This is a genomic window from Verrucomicrobiia bacterium (genome assembly GCA_036268055.1).
Lineage (GTDB): Bacteria > Verrucomicrobiota > Verrucomicrobiia > Limisphaerales > Pedosphaeraceae > DATAUW01.
The window spans coordinates 233,720-252,406 of the sequence record DATAUW010000017.1; the positions used below are offsets into that span (position 1 = coordinate 233,720).

Annotated in this window: 15 protein-coding genes; 10 read left to right on the top strand and 5 right to left on the bottom strand. The window is 56.5% G+C overall.

Going from position 1 to position 18,687, the window contains the following annotated elements; genetic code table 11:
• Positions 1 to 42 precede the first annotated feature (42 nt).
• Both lon and VH413_11040 read left to right on the top strand, forming a co-directional pair.
• A complete protein-coding gene (gene lon / locus VH413_11035) occupies positions 43 to 2,508 on the top strand; it encodes an endopeptidase La (GenBank protein ID HEX3799225.1) in 2,466 nt (821 codons plus the stop codon).
• Between the two features lie 77 nt (positions 2,509 to 2,585).
• Positions 2,586 to 3,323 (top strand): outer membrane lipoprotein-sorting protein, encoded by a 738-nt coding sequence (locus VH413_11040; GenBank protein ID HEX3799226.1) that lies wholly within the window; start codon positions 2,586 to 2,588, stop codon positions 3,321 to 3,323.
• 312 nt (positions 3,324 to 3,635) lie between these two features.
• Here VH413_11040 and VH413_11045 read toward each other — a convergent pair whose 3' ends face one another.
• The 3 genes from VH413_11045 to VH413_11055 all read right to left on the bottom strand — a co-directional run bounded on the left by VH413_11045 (position 3,636) and on the right by VH413_11055 (position 6,639).
• Positions 3,636 to 4,787, bottom strand: coding sequence for a hypothetical protein (locus tag VH413_11045; protein HEX3799227.1), 1,152 nt, complete (start codon positions 4,785 to 4,787; stop codon positions 3,636 to 3,638).
• 260 nt (positions 4,788 to 5,047) lie between these two features.
• A complete protein-coding gene (locus tag VH413_11050; GenBank protein HEX3799228.1) occupies positions 5,048 to 5,548 on the bottom strand; it encodes a DUF1453 domain-containing protein in 501 nt (166 codons plus the stop codon).
• A 197-nt stretch (positions 5,549 to 5,745) separates the two neighbouring features.
• On the bottom strand, positions 5,746 to 6,639 hold the full coding sequence (locus tag VH413_11055; protein HEX3799229.1) for a LysR substrate-binding domain-containing protein: 894 nt from the start codon (positions 6,637 to 6,639) through the stop codon (positions 5,746 to 5,748).
• Positions 6,640 to 6,729: 90 nt separating this feature from the next.
• Here VH413_11055 and VH413_11060 point away from each other — a divergent pair, with 90 nt between their 5' ends.
• From VH413_11060 to VH413_11075, 4 genes are all read left to right on the top strand, one after another.
• On the top strand, positions 6,730 to 7,422 hold the full coding sequence (locus VH413_11060; protein ID HEX3799230.1) for a pirin family protein: 693 nt from the start codon (positions 6,730 to 6,732) through the stop codon (positions 7,420 to 7,422).
• A 48-nt stretch (positions 7,423 to 7,470) separates the two neighbouring features.
• Positions 7,471 to 8,070: an NAD(P)H:quinone oxidoreductase gene (gene wrbA / locus VH413_11065; protein ID HEX3799231.1), complete on the top strand. Its 600-nt coding sequence runs from the start codon at positions 7,471 to 7,473 to the stop codon at positions 8,068 to 8,070.
• A gap of 141 nt (positions 8,071 to 8,211) precedes the next feature.
• Entirely contained in the window at positions 8,212 to 8,616 is a 405-nt protein-coding gene (locus tag VH413_11070) for a hypothetical protein (protein HEX3799232.1), read from the top strand.
• A 97-nt stretch (positions 8,617 to 8,713) separates the two neighbouring features.
• Positions 8,714 to 9,256 (top strand): GNAT family protein, encoded by a 543-nt coding sequence (locus tag VH413_11075; protein ID HEX3799233.1) that lies wholly within the window; start codon positions 8,714 to 8,716, stop codon positions 9,254 to 9,256.
• 14 nt (positions 9,257 to 9,270) lie between these two features.
• Here the strand turns inward: VH413_11075 and VH413_11080 are convergent, their stop codons facing one another.
• Positions 9,271 to 10,182, bottom strand: a complete 912-nt coding sequence (locus tag VH413_11080; protein ID HEX3799234.1) for a hypothetical protein — start codon at positions 10,180 to 10,182, stop codon at positions 9,271 to 9,273.
• A gap of 136 nt (positions 10,183 to 10,318) precedes the next feature.
• On the opposite strand from VH413_11080, the gene VH413_11085 reads away from it, so the two are divergent.
• From VH413_11085 to VH413_11095, 3 genes are read left to right on the top strand one after another with little or no spacing between them, the layout of a single operon-like run.
• The gene (locus VH413_11085; GenBank protein HEX3799235.1) at positions 10,319 to 13,078 is read left to right on the top strand and encodes a discoidin domain-containing protein; all 2,760 of its coding nucleotides are present in this window, start codon (positions 10,319 to 10,321) and stop codon (positions 13,076 to 13,078) included.
• 54 nt (positions 13,079 to 13,132) lie between these two features.
• Positions 13,133 to 14,104, top strand: a complete 972-nt coding sequence (locus VH413_11090; protein ID HEX3799236.1) for a KpsF/GutQ family sugar-phosphate isomerase — start codon at positions 13,133 to 13,135, stop codon at positions 14,102 to 14,104.
• A gap of 22 nt (positions 14,105 to 14,126) precedes the next feature.
• Positions 14,127 to 14,342 carry a DUF433 domain-containing protein gene (locus VH413_11095; GenBank protein ID HEX3799237.1) on the top strand — a complete coding sequence of 72 codons (216 nt, stop codon included), beginning with the start codon at positions 14,127 to 14,129 and terminating at the stop codon, positions 14,340 to 14,342.
• Positions 14,343 to 14,361: 19 nt separating this feature from the next.
• Here the strand turns inward: VH413_11095 and VH413_11100 are convergent, their stop codons facing one another.
• Positions 14,362 to 17,031, bottom strand: a complete 2,670-nt coding sequence (locus tag VH413_11100) for a DNA translocase FtsK (GenBank protein HEX3799238.1) — start codon at positions 17,029 to 17,031, stop codon at positions 14,362 to 14,364.
• Between the two features lie 88 nt (positions 17,032 to 17,119).
• Between VH413_11100 and VH413_11105 the strand changes: the two genes are divergently transcribed.
• Positions 17,120 to 18,676, top strand: a complete 1,557-nt coding sequence (locus VH413_11105; protein HEX3799239.1) for a YihY/virulence factor BrkB family protein — start codon at positions 17,120 to 17,122, stop codon at positions 18,674 to 18,676.
• The last annotated feature ends 11 nt before the right edge of the window (positions 18,677 to 18,687 follow it).

Sequence of the window (18,687 nt, forward strand, 5' to 3'; positions counted from 1 at the left end):
TTTTGGAATTCCTGGGGGGCTGCTAATATCTATGGCGCGACCATGAATTCGCCCGACACGGAATTTATCAGCATCCTTGGCGCCACCTCCAGCGGCGGGGGAGGGGAATCGCCAGCCGAACGCATCTCTTCGCGTTCCATTCCCGAAGTCATGCCCATTCTGGGCTTGTCGGACATCGTGATTTTTCCCGGCATGGTCGCGCCGCTTCTGGTCGAGACCGCGCAAAGCATTCATCTCATTGACGACGTGGTGGGCGGCGACCGTTTGCTCGGCGTGGTTTTGCAGCGCAAACCCGAGGCGGAAAATCCGGTTCCGGCGGACATGTATGAGATCGGTTGCGCGGCGCGCGTGTTGAAGATGTTGAAATTTCCCGACAACACCGTGCGCGTGCTGGTCGAAGGTTTGTGGCGTATCCGCATCCAGGAATACGAATCGCAGATGCCTTACCTGCGCGCGAAGATTGAGATCTGGAAAGATGCCAAGGAAGATTCCATCGAGTTAAAGGCGCTCACGCGCAACGCGCAAACGCAATTTCAGGAGATCGTCAAATTGTCGCCGGGCATGGCCGATCAGGTGAAGATCGCCGCGCTCAATACCGAAGACCCGGGGCATCTCACCGATTTGATCGCGGTGAATTTGAATTTGAGCTTGCCTGAGCGCCAGCAAATGTTGGAGACGAATTCCGTGAAGGAACGGCTCACGCGGATTTTGCCGATGCTCAATCGCGAGCACGAAGTCCTCACGCTCAGTTCGAAAATCCAGACGGACGTCGCGAGTTCCATGTCCAAGAGCCAGCGAGATTTCTTTTTGCGCGAACAGATGCGGGCCATCCAGCGCGAGTTGGGCGAGGGCGATGTCAATTCGACCGACACGCGCAATCTTCGCGAGCAGTTCGACAAAACTCCGCTGCCGGACGATGCCAAGAAAGTCGCGCTGCAAGAGTTGGAGCGGTTGTCGCAGATGTCGCCGGCGATGGCGGAGTACGGCGTGACGCGCCACTACCTCGACTGGATTTTGAACATGCCGTGGGGAAAATACACGGAAGACAAAATTGACGTTGAGGAAGCGCGCAAGATTTTGGACGAGGAACATTTCGGTTTGCAAAAGGTGAAGGATCGCCTGCTGGAATTTCTCGCCGTCATCAAATTAAAAAAACAAATCAAGGGGCCGATCCTTTGTCTCGCGGGCCCGCCGGGCGTGGGCAAAACGTCGCTCGGCAAAAGCGTGGCGGACGCCCTGGGCCGGAAATTTGCGCGCATCTCCCTTGGCGGCATGCGCGATGAAGCGGAAATTCGCGGCCATCGCCGCACTTATGTTGGTGCGCTGCCGGGTCGCATCATTCACGCGCTGCGCCGTGCTGAAAGCAATAACCCCGTTATTCTGCTCGATGAGATTGATAAAGTCGGCGCGGATTTTCGCGGCGACCCGGCGTCGGCCTTGCTGGAAGTGCTCGACCCCGCGCAGAATTCGACCTTCACCGATCATTATCTTGATCTGCCGTACGATTTGTCGCGTGTGCTTTTCATCACGACGGCGAATTGGCTCGACCCGATCAACCCGGCGTTGCGCGACCGTTTGGAAGTGATCGAACTACCGGGTTATACTGAATCGGAGAAATTGCAAATCGCGCGCCGTTATCTGGTGCCGCGGCAACAATCCGAAAACGGTTTGCCGGCGGGCGCATTTAAAATTCCCGACCCCGTGTTGCGCAAAGTGATCCAGGATTACACGCGCGAAGCGGGCGTGCGGCAGCTTGAACGCGAGATCGCCGCGCTGATGCGCAAGGCCGCGTTGAAGATCGTGCAGAAAAATGGCGCCGCCAAATCCCTGGTGTTGAGTCCGAAAGATTTGGCCGAATATCTCGGCCCGGTGCGCAATTTTTCCGAGAGCGCGGAAGCCATCAAGGAAATTGGCATCGCCACGGGCCTCGCGTGGACGCCGGTGGGCGGGGAAATTTTATTTATTGAAGCCACGCGCATGCCGGGCAGGGGACAAGTCATTCTGACCGGTTCGCTGGGCGAAGTGATGAAGGAAAGCGCGCAGACGGCGTTGAGTTATTTGCGCAGCCAATCCAAGGCCATGGGCATTGACCTGAGCGATTATAATAAATTCGATTTGCACATTCACGTGCCTGCGGGCGCGACGCCCAAGGACGGCCCGAGCGCGGGCGTGACGATGACGGTGGCGCTGGCGTCGCTGCTGCTCAAGCGCTGCGTGAAATCCAATTTGGCGATGACGGGTGAAATCAGTTTGCGCGGGCGGGTGATGCGCGTGGGCGGCATCAAAGAAAAGGTGCTGGCGGCGGCGCGTGCGGGCATCAAGGAATTGATTTTGCCGGACCAAAACCAGTCCGACTGGCAGGAAGTCCCGGCGGAAGTGCGCGAAAAAATGAAAGTGCATTTCGTCAAACATATCGCGGAATTGATTCCGCTCGCCCTGCGCCCGGCGGTTGCGCCCAAAAAGGAAAACAAAAAAGTTCCCGCGAAAAAAGTTGCGCGCCGCAAGTGATTTGGGATTTGAACAAGCGCGCGGTTCACTGGTCTGAATAGGCGATGAGGACATACCGATTAATTTTAAGCGCGTTAATGGCATTCTTTTTTTGCGCGGCGGTATTCGGGTTGCGCGCGCAGGATGTTTCTCCAACCGGGCCTGAGGCCGGACGCGAATTGGCCGAGAGCTTGCGCTCGATGCGACCCGCCGAGGATTTTAAATGGAGCGGTGTTTTGAAAATTGCCGGACGGGGACATCCCATTCCGCCGGTGCTGGTTCAATGCGAAACCAAAACCAATAAAACAAATTGGTCGGTGACTTATTGGACGGCGGCTACGCCGACGGCGGGCGCGGAGAAATTAGTCGTAATTTTTTCGCCGGACGGCCCCACCCAATATAAATATGCGCGCGCGAGCAAACCGGGCGATTCACTGCCTGAAGCAAAAAATTTGACGGGCGCGGAAGCGGACATTCCGCTGGGCGGGTCGGATTTTTGGCTGTCGGATTTGGGTTTTGAATTTTATCAGTGGCCGGATCAGGTACGTTTGCCGGGCCAGATGCGACGCGGGCAGCCTTGCAACGTCCTGGAAAGCCGCAATCCGCATCCTGAGCCGGGCGGCTACTCGCTCGTGCGCACATGGATCGAAAAAGAATCCGGCCAGCCTTTGCAAGCGGAGGCGTACGGGGCGGATAAAAAATTGTTGAAGGAATTTGAACTGGGCAGCGTGGTTAAGATCAATGGTCATTATGAAGTCAAAGACTTGAAAATGATCAATGACAAAACCGATTCCCGCACCTCGCTCAATTTCGATTTGGACAAGGAAAAGAAGTAGAACGCTGCCAGCAGGGCTTTTTGAAGATTCATAAACCGTTAAAACGGTTTACCACGTCGTGAGCCGCAAGAATCCCCGCGCTGAAGCGCGGGGTTAATGAGAAGTTCTGGAAAATTTCTCGCAATCGGACAATGCACGCTCGTTGCATTGGTGAACGGTCGAACGCCAAGTTGAAGCCATACAGAACATTGATCATTTTGCACCGGGCGAAGTATCACTGTTTTGCTTTGCCTCGGGGCAGTGTCAAAATACGCCCGGCGGGATCGTCCCGAGGGAAACGTGTTGGGACGCTGCAGCATCTATGGATATGCGTTAATGTTTTAGGCCGAGGAAAATCATGATCAGGTCTATCACGAAGAGGACTACGATCGTGACTTCCAAAATAAACATCCAGCGGTTGTTCTGGTCGTGCTTGAGAAGCTGGTAGAGGTCATCGAGCGTTTTTAATTTGCCACCGATGGAGCGGTGCCAATCGCTGAGATGAAAACGCGCGGAGACATTTTCGTAGATGCGCGCGAGATGCCAATCGCCGAAAAATTTGGTGATGTTGGATAGTTCATCGTTAAAGCGCGCGAGGTCAATGCGGATGTCGCGGAGTTCGCGCATGACATCGCTGCGGCTGCGGACACTGCGTTCGCTGAGGTCGCGGTAGGAGCGTTCGAGGGCATCGTCGAGGATGCGGTCATAGGCTTCGAGTTCGGCGAGTTGGAGGTTCGCCAATTCCATCACGTAGAGGGTTTCGTCAAAATTTTCCGAGCGATCAATCACGAGCGCGGCGTCCCAGTCAATCACGACCAGGTCATGCTCGTAATAACTGAGATAGCGTCCGGTGGATTCGTCGGCTTCCTGGTTGGAAAGATGGTCGGCGTCCGGTTCCTGGGTGAGCAACGCGGCGATTTCACGGCGATTTTCCTGAAGCCAGTGTTCGGTTCGGAGCGGCGCGCCATCGGCGGTGGTCAACGGCGACTTGATGCAGAAAACGGTGTAGGCCTCTTCTTGAAAGAGCTGCGTGACGGGCCGGATGAGATAGGGCGAGAGTTCGCGCCGCACTTCATCGGCGAGTTGGCGCACTTCTTCCTGCAAGACGCCGTTGCTGAATTGCAAATCGTGATAGCAGACGAGGTCTTCCACGTTGCGCACGGCGAAGGGCACACGCACCGTGATGCTGATGGCGCCGACGGGAAGAATTTTTACGGCGCGTTCCATGCGCACGGGGCCGTGCGGGCCGATGCGTTCGAGCGGCGGGAGGCGGATCATTTGCGGTTTGTAAAAGAAGAGATGGCGCGGGCTGCGTTTGCTGGCGTCCACGGCGAATTGAGCGACGGGCTGGCCGAGCAATTCGCGCAAGGGCCGCCGCGACATTTCATAAGCGACGTCAAAAGCATAGACGTAAACCACTTCGCCGGTGTATTGGCGGACTTGATTGAGGCTGGCTTTTAACTCCGTTGTGCGGGCCGATTCCATGAGTAAAATTAACCCATCGCGCCGGGGAAGTCTATTGTGTTGAAGGTGTTGATTCACTAGGGCGTTGGGTGTTCGGGAGGAAAAATTGACGCAGAGGCGCAGAGGTCCTTGCGGACGGCCACTGGGAGAAGGGAAGTTTAGTCATGGAGGGACACGGAATAAACACCGCGCTGCACGCGGGACGCGTAAGCTGCCCAAATCTATTTTGATTTCACTTTCGAGTGACGGGGAAGTCCGTGCTTTCTTTAGGGCAGGATAATTCAATCGCGGCTGCGCAGGAGGATGCCGGCGTAGTAGGCGATTCTATAGCTGGCGAGGAGTCCAAAGAAGAAAACGGTCAGCGGACTTTGAACGAAGGCGGGGGAATTAGGATTTCCAAGCGTCGGCATGTTGGCGTAAAAAATACCGAAGCGATAGACGAGGCGTCCCATCAGCAGGACGGAAAGAATAATTCCAATGTAGGTGTTCGGCGTGTAGAAGCGGCCGGCGGGCGTGTTTTCAAATTGGGTCAAATGGAGTCCGAGGAACGCCAGCGGCACGCCAAGCAACAGGCCGATGCCCAATCCCCGGAGCACGGGCAAATGCAGGATGGAGTCAACCGCCACCACCAGCGTGATCACACTGTAGATGACGATGCGCATGATGATGCGTTTGGTGCGCAGTGGCTGGCGGCCGATGTTGCGGTTGAAACGGCGATAGGCGCGCCAGGCGATGAAAGATACGAGCAGCGGTGGAACTACATTGCCGGGCGTAAGAGGCATTCGTTTGGTGGCGTAGAGTTTGTTTAACGCGATTGCAGCCTTGGGCTGCGCCAGATCACGAAAGAGTCAATCATATCGCGAGGCGCGAGGCGATAAAAAAAGGACTTTGAAAATGTAATGGATTTATTTTTGCGCTCTCGAAATAGGCGCGCGGCAGTCCGTTCTTGAATGGCTGCGAGTCATAGACTCGCGGTCCGTCAGGAGGGAATACGCACGGCTTGAGCACATTTTAAGAAGTGCGCGGTGAGATCAGAGATTTCGCTCTTGGGCCAGACGGCGCCGACGACGAGGGGATCAGGGGCGGGGGTGACGGGGATGAGTTTCAAGCGCGGGCCGGCGAAACACGCGAGTGATTCGGGCGCGAGCGCGATGCCCGTGCCGATTTCGACGGCGGTGATGAGGCTGGTGACGTTGTCGTGTTCCTCGGCGATGCGCCATTTGGTTTTGGTGCCGGCGAAAGTGGCCGCGAGAAATTCGTGGTACTCGGGATAATCCTTGCGGCTGTAGGCGACGATTGGTTCGCGCGCGGCTTGGGCGAGGCTCACGGCGCGCAGGCGCGCGAAGAGATGTTTTGGGGCGACGGCGATGCGGAATTGATAACGCGCCAGTTCGGCGAAATTGAAGCCGCGCAGCATCGCGGGCGGCGGACGGACGAGCAGGGCGACTTGCAACCGGCCTTCGCGGAGCTGGCCGAGCATTTCCTCGGTCGAAAGGTCGTGCAAGGCGACGCGCACCCCGGGCATCTCGGCCTGGAAGGCGCGCAGGATTGGCGGGAGAATTTGCACGGTGAGCGAAGGCGCGTAGCCGGCGTGGATTTCGCCGCGCTTGCCGGTGGCGACGGCGCGGGCGGCGAGGATGGCTTCGTCGGCGCGTTGCAACACGGCCCGGGCTTCGGCGAGAAAGACGCGTCCGGCGGCGGTGAGGCGGACGGATTTTGCGCTGCGTTCGAGCAGGAGGAAACCGAGTTCGCCTTCGAGGTCGCGAATCTGGCGGCTGAGAGCGGGTTGCGAGACGTGAAGCTTCAACGCGGCGCGGGAGACGTTTTCGTTTTCGGCGACGGCGACGTAATAACGGAGATGGCGGAGTTCCATGCGCGGTGAGTATAACATTTAGTTATGCTCAGGCAAGAAACATGGTCTTTCACGTGCGCGCGAATGATGTGGCATTGTGGGTGCATGAATATGAATATACGCAGAGCCAATGAAAGGGGCCACGCGAACCACGGGTGGCTGGACAGTTATCACACGTTCAGTTTCGCGAATTATTATGATCCGAATTGGATGAGCTACCGGAGCCTGCGCGTCATCAATGACGACCTCGTGATGCCGGGCATGGGGTTCGGCAAACATCCGCATCGCGACATGGAAATCATCACGTACATCTTGAGCGGCTCGCTGGAGCATAAGGATTCCATGGGCAATGGCCGCGTGATCAAAACCGGCGACGTGCAATACATGGCGGCGGGCACGGGCGTGCAACACAGTGAATTCAATCCTTCCAAGGATGAGGCGGTTCACTTGCTGCAAATCTGGGTGCAGCCGGATCGCAAAGACGTGACGCCACGGTATGCGGAAAAATCATTTAAGGACGCCGCGACCGGCACGCTGCATCTGGTGACGAGCAAAGCGGGTCGCGATGGTTCGATCGCGATCCACCAGGACGCGGATCTTTGGCTCGCGAAATTGGATGGCGGCAAAAGCGTGAGCCAAAAACTCGCGGCGGGTCGTCATGCGTGGGTGCATGTGGCCGAAGGCGAAGTGACCTTGAACGGCACCAAACTCAGCGGTGGTGACGCGGCGGCGGTGAGCGGCGAAGGCACGCTCGATATTGCTTCAACGAAACCGGCGCAAGTCCTGTTATTTGATCTCAACTAAAACCCTCAGCTCGAACCCATCTCAAACTGAGATGAGTTCACTTTTATTATGCCTAAATTATTAGTCCTGTATTACTCCACTTACGGCCATGTCGAAACGCTCGCGAATGCGATTGCAGAAGGCGCGCGCGGCGTGCCCGGCGTGGAAGTTACTATTAAACGCGTGCCGGAAACCATGTCGCCCGAGACGGCGAAACAATACGGCGCGAAATTGGACCAGGCGGCGCCAGTGGCATCGCCGGGCGAACTGGCAGATTATGACGCGATTATTTTCGGCACGCCGACGCGTTTCGGAAACATGGCGGCGCAGATGCGAAACTTTTTGGATCAGACGGGACAGTTGTGGGTGAAAGGTGCGCTGGTTGGAAAAGTCAGCAGCGTGTTCACGAGCACCGGAACCGGCGGCGGAAATGAAAGCACGATCATCAGTTTCGTAACGACGCTGATCCATCACGGGATGATTTATGTGGGACTGCCTTATGCGTGTCCGGAACTTTCGGACATCACCGAAGTGCGGGGCGGTTCGCCGTGGGGCGCGGCCACGATCGCGGGCGCGGATGGCTCGCGCAAACCGAGCGCAAAGGAATTGGCGATGGCGCGGTTTCAGGGAAAGCATGTCGCGGGGATCGCGGTGCAGATGAAGAAGTGAAATAGGACGAATCACAGAAATTAAATCCGAACGCCGCTTTGGGCCAAGCCTGGAGCGGCGATTTTTGCGGTCGTTGCCGCGCAGAAGTTGGCCGTTACTTTTATCTTTTCCACTCGCGGGGACTTGCGCTAGGCTAGCGCCATGTCCGAAATCGTCGATTTCGTTAATCGCGGTGCGTCGTCTATCACGCCCGCCGTCGTGGAAAAAGTCCTGCGCCAACTGCCGCAGTGGAAACTGGAATTCACCCAAATATATGCGCCGCTGTTTCCGCACTTGGTGGACCAGTTGGAATTTCTGGCCGACGCCGTGGAAGATACTGGCGAGGGTGTTTATAAAGACTTGCCGTATTTCGCGCTCGCCGAGGCGGTCTTCGCGCTGGTGTATGCGCACAAAAAGGTCGGCATCATTCCCGACACCGTGCTCAATCTTGGCCGCGCGGATGATTCGAGCATCGTGCGCGCTGTGCTGATCCAAAACGAAAAAGCCTTTGCGATCTACGCTGCGTCACAGAATCTCGAATGGTCGAAGGTGACGAGCGCGCCGTGATTCGGCGGCAGGTTTCCAGCGGGCGTTGACGAAGCGGTATCGAAACGCCGCGCGCGATTTTCTCTCGGTTTAGTATCACTCTAACTCACCACCGCGCTTGAAACCTTTTCCCGTGCTTGAGACCGAGCGATTGCTGTTGCGCGCGCTCGCAGTGGAAGATGCAGCGGGAGTTCTGGCGGTTTACGGCGATGACGAGGTCACCCGGTTTTCCGAAATGGTAACGCTAGCGACCGTCGAGCAGGCGCAAACCGTGATCGGATTTTTCCAACACGAATTTGAGCGAGATGCGGGTATCCGATGGGCAATGGTTGAAAAATCCTCCTCGCGGGTGGTCGGCACCTGCGGGTTCGGTTGGCTGCGGCAGAATTTTTCCGCGCTGTTGAGTTATGATGTCGCTCGCGAATTTTGGAATCGCGGATTTACGACCGAGGCGATTCGCGCAACCGTTTCACATTGTTTCGCAACGACGGAAAGCAATCGCATTTCAGCCACGACGACGGTGGATAACATTGCGTCCCGGCGCGTGCTGCAAAAGCTGGGCTTCACTGAGGAAGGCGTGCTGCGCGACTGGGGTTTTTGGAAAGGCCAATTCGTGGACTTGCGCTGCTTTTCACTGTTGCGCAAAGACGTGAAAGTTTAAATTGGAAACGTGAGTTACGGAGTCGCTCCGGTTTTGATCGGCTTTAGTCGGCTGGTCGTCAGGTACTCGTAAAACTCGTCATGCTTCGACAACACGTCGTTATGTTCGAGAGCGCTGTAGAGGAAAATCAGGCGATTGGCTTTTAGATCTTCGGGCGTGGCATCGCTCTCGTTTTTGGCAAACAGCGGAGTGTTTTGCGCTTTCAAAGCGGCGATGAGTTTCTCGGTTTCTTCCTTCGTGCCGCCGTGCTCGGTATAAATATCAATCAGTCGGCGATCGGGAAATGCGTTGAACCAATTTGTGAATTGCTCCGTGCGGGCGTAGAGCGCGTCGAAAAGCCAGACCTCTTTCACGTCACTGGAAAGCCCGCCGCGCGCGACGATGGACGACATGACCTGATAGCCGCCGCTGTGGCCGGAGAGGATGATGTCGCCGATATTCGTGGAATGGATCATGCCTCGGTCATGGAGCGTGGTTACCACGTCCGTCATGAAACGCTTGAAGCCATTTGTGTCTTCGAGCTTGCCGCCGAAAGAATCCGGAGCGTCGCGCGGGCCTTGCGGCACGATGAGAATGGCGTTGCGGCCGCTGCGGGAAAATTGCTCGATGAGCTGATATTGCGAAAGCACGGTCTCGATGTGATTGCGCCAGCCGTGAAAATGAATGACGAAATCCGTGCGGTCCGTTTGCCGAAAACCTTTCGGGACAAACATCGCGACGCTGCTGTCCGAATAATTTGTCTCAGCAGTGAAAATCTCGTTGTGATATTTATGGCCTTGCGCGCGGTCGGGATGCGGAAAGGGCGCGGAGCCGAGCTTCACGACCAATAAATCGCCATAGGCCGCATAGCGCTCCGGCAAGGTCTCCGCGGCGAGCGAAATCGTGAACGCCACGAGCAACCACAACGACAAAGAAAAGTTCTTCATACCAAGTAACTCATTGAGCATGGCAACCCGGAAGATTTTGGGAAGCAGTTTTCTCGCGAAACCGGCGGATTTGAAAGGGCTGGACTCATGGCAAAGGCTGGGGAACACTATGTAAAAACCGCCGCATGGGCGAGTCATGAAGAAACGTCATCTTCTCGGAACATTTTTGGCCTTGATGGCCCTTGGAGGAAGTGCCCGCGTTTTCGCCGCTGGCAAGGCCGTTGCGCCTGCAAAAGAAAGTCCCGCGTCTGTAGTATCTCCGGTCATTGATTATCTTTCGCCGGAGGACGAGGCGAAGACTTTTTTTCTCCAGCCGGGTTACGAATTACAACTCGTGGTGAGCGATCCCATCATCAAGGAGCCCGTGCTGACGGTGTTCGATGGCAATGGCCGCATGTTTGTCGCGGAGATGCGCAGTTACATGCAGGATGTGAACGGCTCCAATCAGCGCGCGAAAAACAGCCGTGTCTCCGTGCATTGGTCGAGCAAGCACAATGGAGTCTATGACAAGCACGCCATCTTCGCGGACAATTTGGTTTTGCCGCGCATGGTGCTGCCACTCGCCAATGGCGCCGTCATCAACGAAACCGATTCGGACGATTTTTATCTCTACACCGATACCAAGGGCGACGGTATCGCCGATAAGAAAACGATGTTTTTTTCCGGCGGCCAGCGCGGCGGCAATCTCGAGCATCAAGCCAGCGGATTGATTTGGGATATTGATAACTACCTGTACATGGCGATGAATCCATACCGCCTCCGGGTGCAGGGGAAAAATGTGGTGCGCGAAAATATTTCGATCAATGGCGGCCAATGGGGCACAACCCAGGACAACTACGGCAAACAATGGTTTGTCAACGCCGGCGCCGAAAGCGGCCCGCTTTATTATCAAACGCCCAGCCAGTATGGTTATTATTCCGTGAGCGGAGAAAGTCCGCCGGATTTTCCTGAGGTCTATCCACTGATCGGTTTGGCGGACGTGCAGGGCGGCACGGTGCGTTTTCGTCCGGAGCAAAAAAGTTTGAATCATTTCACGGCGACGTGCGGCGGGGAAATTTATCGCGGCGACCGTCTGCCGGCGGATTTGCGCGGCGATTTCTTTTTTGCCGAACCGGTCGGTCGTCTGATCCGGCGCGCAAAAATAGAAGTGCGGGACGGCATCAGTTATCTCAGCAACGCCTACGACAAATCGGAATTCATCCGCTCAACCGATCCTGATTTTCGCCCGGTGAATCTGGCCAACGCGCCGGACGGCACGCTTTATATTACCGACATGTATCGCGGCATCATTCAGGAGCGCGATTGGGTGGGCGCGGGATCGTATCTTCGCGGCGTCGTGGAGAAATTTCATCTGGAAAAAAACATTGGACGCGGTCGCATCTGGCGCGTGGTTTACAAAGGCATCAAGCCCGGACCGCAGCCGGAAATGTTGCGTGAGAAACCCGCGAAACTCGTCAGCAACCTGGCGCATCCGAACGGCTGGTGGCGTGATACCGCGCAAAAATTAATCGTGCTCAGCGGCGATAAATCGGTCGTGCCGGCGTTGCAGGAAATGGCGCGCTCGAATCCCAATCCGCTGGCACGCATCCATGCGATCTGGACGTTGGACGGGCTGGACGCGTTCGATGCCGCGTTTCTACGCGAGAAACTTCAGGACACGAATGCCGAGGTGCGGGTGGCCGCTATCCGCGCCAGCGAACGGCTTTACCAAAAAGGCGATCATTCCATTCCGGCCATCGTGGAACCCTGCGGCAAAGACCCGGACCCGAATGTTATTCTGCAAGTGCTCGAAAGCGCGAGCTTCGTGAAGTGGCCTGATTGGCAGACGTTTCTCACCGCGACCATCAATGCGAGTTCTTCCAAAGGCGTGAAAGACATTGGTTCGCAATTAGGCGGCGGCGCTTATCGTTCTCCGTCCGCGCCGGCGATCGTCGCGCCCGCTCCGCCGCCTTCGCGATTTACTTCCGAAGAAAAACGCATCCTTGAGCGTGGTGAAATTATCTACAAACAACTTTGTTTTGCCTGCCACGCGCAGAATGGGCGCGGAACACCTTTCCAGGGCGCCGCCGCCGGCGCCACACTCGCGCCACCGTTGAGCGGTTCAAAGACGGCGACGGGATATGGCGATGGGATCATCAGCGTCGTGCTCAAAGGCTTGAGCGGCCCGGTCGAAGGGAAAAATTATTCTGCCCAAATGGTGCCGATGGAAAGCAATGATGACGATTGGATCGCCGCCGTCATTTCGTATGTGCGCAATAATTTTGGGAATCATTCTACCTTCATCACGCCGGCGGATGTCGCGCGCGTGCGCTCCGCGATCCAGGCGCACACGAACGCGTGGACGCTGGACGAATTGGGCGACACGCTGCCCCAGCCCATGCGCAATCGGCATCAATGGAAACTGACGTCCAATTACAGCGCCGCGAGTTTGCCGCTGGCGATTGATGGCAACCTCGCCACCGGCTTCAACACGCGCATTCCCCAGCGGCCCGGCATGTGGGTGCAAATCGAGTTGCCGGAAGCGGCGGAGATCGCCGGGGTAGAATTGGACGCGGGCACGGCGATACAAAATTACCCGCGCAGTTATAAAATTGAATTAGCGGACGACGGGATAAATTGGAAAGTCATCGCCACTGGTCATTCGAGTGCTGTGCGAAATCAAATTCTTTTTCCACCGACCACAGCCACTTTCATACGCATCATGCAAACCGGATTAGATCCGGGATACTCGTGGTGCATCAATGAATTGAATCTTCTCAAAATGCTGAGCGCGGAAGAATTATTGCAGCCGCCCGAGCTTTTTCCGCTGCTCGATGGGGCGGTGTCCGTGACCGATCAACCTGGCAATCCGCCGCCACCGGAGACGCATGAACGCACGCCCTTCACGGTTGAGTGAGCGAATGCGCCGTTCGGCATTGCCAGCATTGACGCTTGGTGGCACGCTGCTTTTATGAGTCATCTGGACCGTGCCCGCGAAGTTTTCGATATTGAATTGGCGGCGTTGAAAAGTGTTCGCGCGCTGCTCGACAAGTCGTTTGACCATGCGGTCGAACTCATCGCCGAGACGCTCAACCGCCGTGGAAAAATCGTCATGGTTGGCATCGGCAAATCCGGGAACATCGGGCGAAAAATCGCCGCCACCTTGACCAGCACCGGTTCAACAGCGGTCGTGCTCGACAGCGTGGACGCGGTGCATGGCGACCTGGGCATCGTCAATGATGGTGACGTGGTGATTGTGTTGAGTTACTCCGGCGAGTCGGACGAATTGCTGAATTTGATTCCCGCGCTAAAACGATTTTCCGTGAAAATCATCGCGTTCACCGGATCGCCAAAATCCTCCATCGCGCGCTACAGCGACATCGTGCTCAACGTCCGCGTGCCGAAAGAAGCGTGCCCATTCAACCTCGCGCCGACTTCGAGCACCACCGCCACGCTCGTGATGGGCGACGCCCTGGCGATGGCGATTTTACAGGCGCGCGGCTTCAAGCAAAAAGATTACGCGCGTCATCATCCCGCCGGAGCGATTGGCCGCGCGATGCTGCTCAAGGTCGGCGACATCATGCGTAGCGGCGCGCGCAACGCCGTGGCGCAGGAAACTTTTCCGGTGAAGGAAGCATTGCTCGTGATGACACGCTGCAAGTCCGGCAGCCTGAGCATCGTGAATGCGCGCGGCAAACTCGTGGGCGTTTTCACCGACGGCGATTTCCGCCGTCACATGGCCTTGCACGAAGATTTGCTGGGCAAGCCGCTCAAAAGCGTCATGACGCGCAACCCCATCTGCATCCGCGCCGAAGCCCTCGTCGCCGACGCCCTGAAAATTTTCAACGACCGCAACATAGACGACCTCATCGTCGTCAACGCAAAGAAAGAGCCGGTGGGTTTGATTGATTCACAGGATCTGCCGAAGTTGAAGTTGATGTGATGATCCAGACTGTTTTATTTCCATGTCAAACTGCATTGAGATTAATCCAGAAGTCTGTAATGGAAAACCTGTGATCCGTAGTACGCGCATCGCGGTTCAAACTATTCTCGAATTTCTTGCTGCGGGTGATTCTATTGACGAATTGCTGGAATCCTATCCGAGCATTACTCGCAAAGATGTTTTGGCGTGCATTGATTATGCCGCACGATTGATCGGCGAACGCAGCACAACGATTTGAATTTAAAATTTCTTAGATTCTATTTCCCATGACTTCCCTCACCACCGCCATCCGCGCCATCTCCGTCGAGGTCAATTAATATGTCCCGTGGCTCCGCGCCTTTGCTGGGGCCGACGATGCCGCGGTTTTCCAGTTCGTCCATGATGCGCGCGGCACGAGTATAGCCGAGGCGCAGGCGGCGTTGCATCAATGACACGCTCGCCTTTTGTTCGCTGCGGATGACTTCAATGCATTGCTGGATCAAGTCTTCGTCTTCATCGCAGCCGGATTCTTCGTTCAACGAGACGTTGGGTTTGGAAAGTTGCTTGTGAATTTCAACTTCGTAGCTCGGTTTGCCCTGGGTGGCGATGAAGTCCACCGCTTGTTGAATTTCCTGGTCGGTGATGAGCGCGCCCTGGGCACGGATTAATTTCGCTGAACCCGGCGGGAGATAAAGCATGTCGCCTTTGCCGAGCAATTTGTCCGCGCCCATCGCATCAAGAATCGTGCGCGAATCCACCTTGGCGGCGACTTGGAACGCGATACGCGCGGGGATGTTCGCCTTGATGACACCGGTGATGACATCCACGCTCGGGCGTTGCGTCGCGACGATGCAATGAATCCCCGCCGCGCGCGCCATTTGCGTGATGCGCGCGATGGCCATTTCGACATCGGCAGGCGCGACAAGCATCAGGTCGGCCAGCTCGTCAATGATCACGACGATGTAACTAAGCTTCTCGGGAATAACGATGTCGTCCTCACGCGGCACGACAATTTGTTCGTCCACTTCCACCGCGAAGCCATCCGTGCCCGGCTCAACTTTTTCCTTTTTCACTGTGAGCGGCAATTCCAGTTCTGCCGGAGGAATCGGTTTATTTTTCGGGCGGTCGTTGAACGATTTAATATTGCGCACGCCGACCTTCGCGAAAATCTGGTAACGCTTTTCCATTTCGTTGACGACCCAGCGCAGCGCGAGAATCACTTTTTTAGGATCTGTCACGACGGGCACGACCAAGTGCGGCAGCGCGTTGTATTGCTGCAACTCGACCACCTTTGGATCAATCATCACGAAGCGAAGCTGGTCGGGCGAAAATTTATAAAGCAACGACGCGATGATAGAATTGATGCAAACGGATTTGCCGGAACCGGTGCTGCCGGCGATGAGCAAGTGCGGCATCTCGGCGAGATCGGCAATGATCGGATGGCCGTAAACGTCCTTGCCAAGCGCGAGCGGGATGCGCGCCTTCGTGTTGATCCATTCGTCGGACTCAAGCAGGTCACGCATGATCACCTTGGTCTTCACCGCGTTGGGCACTTCCACGCCAACAGAACTCTTGCCGGGCACGGGCGCGAGAATATTGATGCGTTCGGCCTTGAGCGCGGCGGCGATGTTGTTGCCGAGACCGGAAATTTTTTCGAGCTTCACACCCGGCGCGGGATGCAATTCGTAGCGCGTGATGGTCGGGCCTTTCGTGATGTCGCCGAGTGAAACATCAATGTCGAATTGCGCGAGCGTCTGCTGCATCAGCCGCGCATTGGCCATCAATTCCTCTTTGGACTCGGTCGGCTTCAGCGTGGTATCGGGATGCTGAAGAAAATCCATCGGCGGCAACCGGTAATTGCCGATCAACGGCGTGGAAGCGACGGCGATGGGTTTGGGTCTGCGCGGCGCAGGCTTGGGCCGGGCGGGCGGCGCAACGGCGGGTGCGATTTCAATCACCGGTTCGGGTGTAGCCGAAGGTTCAACAGGTTTCTCAACGCCTTCAACTTTTGCCACGACAGGCTCCTCAACTTTTGGCGGTTCCGTCTTGGGCGTAGGCGCAGGTTTTTTGCCGAGGACATCGGACAAACTCGCGGCGGCAACTTCGCGCGCCGGAATAACCACGCCTTCTTCCGGTGGCGCAGGTTCCACAGGTGGAGCGACGTCGGCGGTTTTTTTCGAACGCGCGCCGGAAGCTTTAGCTTGAGGAACACTCAGATCGCGAACCGTCGGTTCAGGCACCGGCTTGCCATCCGCGCCGAGACCGGCATTCGCTTTTTCCTCGTGTTCGCGGATTTGCTGTTCCAGTTCGCGCTTGCGTTTTTCAAGCGCGATTTCCTTGGCGGTGGGGCCGCTGCTCGAAGGCACTGGTTTTATGGATTCAAGTTCGGCGCGCTTGCCAATCAGATGGCGAATCCAATCGCCGAGTTGAAAGTTCGTGAGAAAAAGCACGCTGATGAACACCAGCATCAGATAAATAATCGCCGCGCCGGCGGTGCCGAAATTATTGAAGACATATTCATTCAATAAGACGCCCAGCGTGCCCCCCGGCGATGCCTTCAGCCGCGCATGAACGCCGCTGAGACTGGTGTGAAACAAGTCCGCCATCCCCATGCAGCAGATAAATAACACCGCCGCCCACGCCCATCGCCGCCGGATGAATGCCAGCCGTTGCGAGAAACATCCCAATCCGACAAAGATCAGCACGAACGGCAGCAGATACGCCGCCACACCCACGCCGCGAATCCATTGAAAGGCCATCCACGCGCCGAAAGGCCCGATGGCGTTGTGGATGGGATTGTTCGGCGGGAGGCGATTTTCCGGGCGGTCGTTGGCATCGTAGGAAAAGATTGCGATGAGTAACAGGACAGCGAGACCCATCAGGACGACACCGATGAGGTCATTCAAACCGCGATTGGGCGCCTCGTCTGGCGCGCCTTTTTTTGCCATGAAGCCAGTTTAACAGTTCGAGGTTGAAAGTTCAAAGTTCAAAGTTGCTTGGCCGCAACGGCGAAGTTGGGTTAGCGTGAGGCAAGTCATGGTAAAGAAGTGGCTGATCAAATTTGAGCACGCCCTCGTCATCATCCGGGACTTCCTGGACGAAAAGACGTTCGCGACCTTCCATGTGGCGCCACTTTCGCGGGCGCAACGATTCGCGCACTTCTGCCTGGTGGTGGTGAAGGGTTTCATCCAGACGCGCTGCCCGATGCGCGCCTCGGCGCTGGCTTATACGAGTTTGCTGGCGTTGATCCCAATGCTGTTCGTCGTCATCAGCGTATCGAGCACGATTCTGCGCAAGGACGAAAACCGGGTGAACCGTTTCGTGGATCATTTGCTCGTGAGTCTGACGCCGCCGGTGGTTGCGGTGACGCCGCACAACCGCCATCGCAACGAAGACGCTCTCTCAATCGGCGGCGAAGAATCCACCAATTCTCTCAGCACTACCAATAGTCTTGATCCGAATCTTGCGGCGAACAGCGCCACGCTCGACGGCATGGACGAACCGAAAAATCCTTCCGACCACGATGAACTGGTGCGTTTGATCAATCGTTTCATCAGGAATATTCAAAGCGGCGCGCTGGGCACGACCAGTCTGATTGTGCTGATATTCATGGTGGTTTCCATGCTCGCGACCATCGAGAGCACGTTCAACGATATCTGGCACGTCTCGCAAGGACGCGGCTGGATCTCGCGCATCGAGAAGTATGGCGCGGTATTGTTCATGGGGCCGTTGCTGCTGGCGGCGGCGCTGGGCTTGTCGAGCGAGCCGTATTTTCAGGCGACCAAACAACTGGTTCATCACCTGCCGATGGTAAACCGGCTGCTGTTTCATTTTTTGCCGGTATTTTTGTTGTGCCTTTCTTTCGGCGTCGTTTATCGGCTAATACCCAACACGCACGTCCGCTGGGATGCGGCCATCGTCGGCGGAGTGGTGGGAGGCGTGCTATGGCAACTGAACAATTACTTCAGCTTCCTCTATGTCTCGCGCTGGGTGACAAACAGTAAAATTTACGGCAGCCTCGCCGCCGCGCCGGTGTTTTTGGTGGGCGTGTATGTCTCGTGGCTGATCGTGTTATTCGGCGCGCAGGTGGCGTACGCCTTCCAGAATCGCGCGGAATATTTGCAGGAGAAACAGGCGCAAAACATCAACCAGCGCGGACGGGAATTTATCGCGCTGCGTTTGATGGAATGCGTCGGCCAGCGATTCCAGCGCGGCGAACCTCCCGCCACGACTGCGCAAATGGCCGATGCCCTTAGCGTACCCGCGTGTTTGGTGCATGAGATCATGGAGAGCCTGATGGCGTCGCGGCTGGTCGTGGAAATTGCGGGTGAAGACCCGGCGTTCGCCCCGGCGCGGCCCTTGGAAGCCATCACCTGCCACGATATTCTGCTCGCCTTGCGCGCGGGGCAGGGCCAGGAATTGGAAACGCGAGAGGACCACGCGCGCAACGAGGTTTTTGGCGAATTCGAAAAAATCCTGGAAGCGGAAAAGAAAGCGGCGTCTTCCGTGAACATCATGATGATGGTCAACCGAACGGAAAAATTGCTTGCCGATCATCGCGTAAAAGCGGTAACTGACCACAAGCCGGACTAACTCGGCTGCCC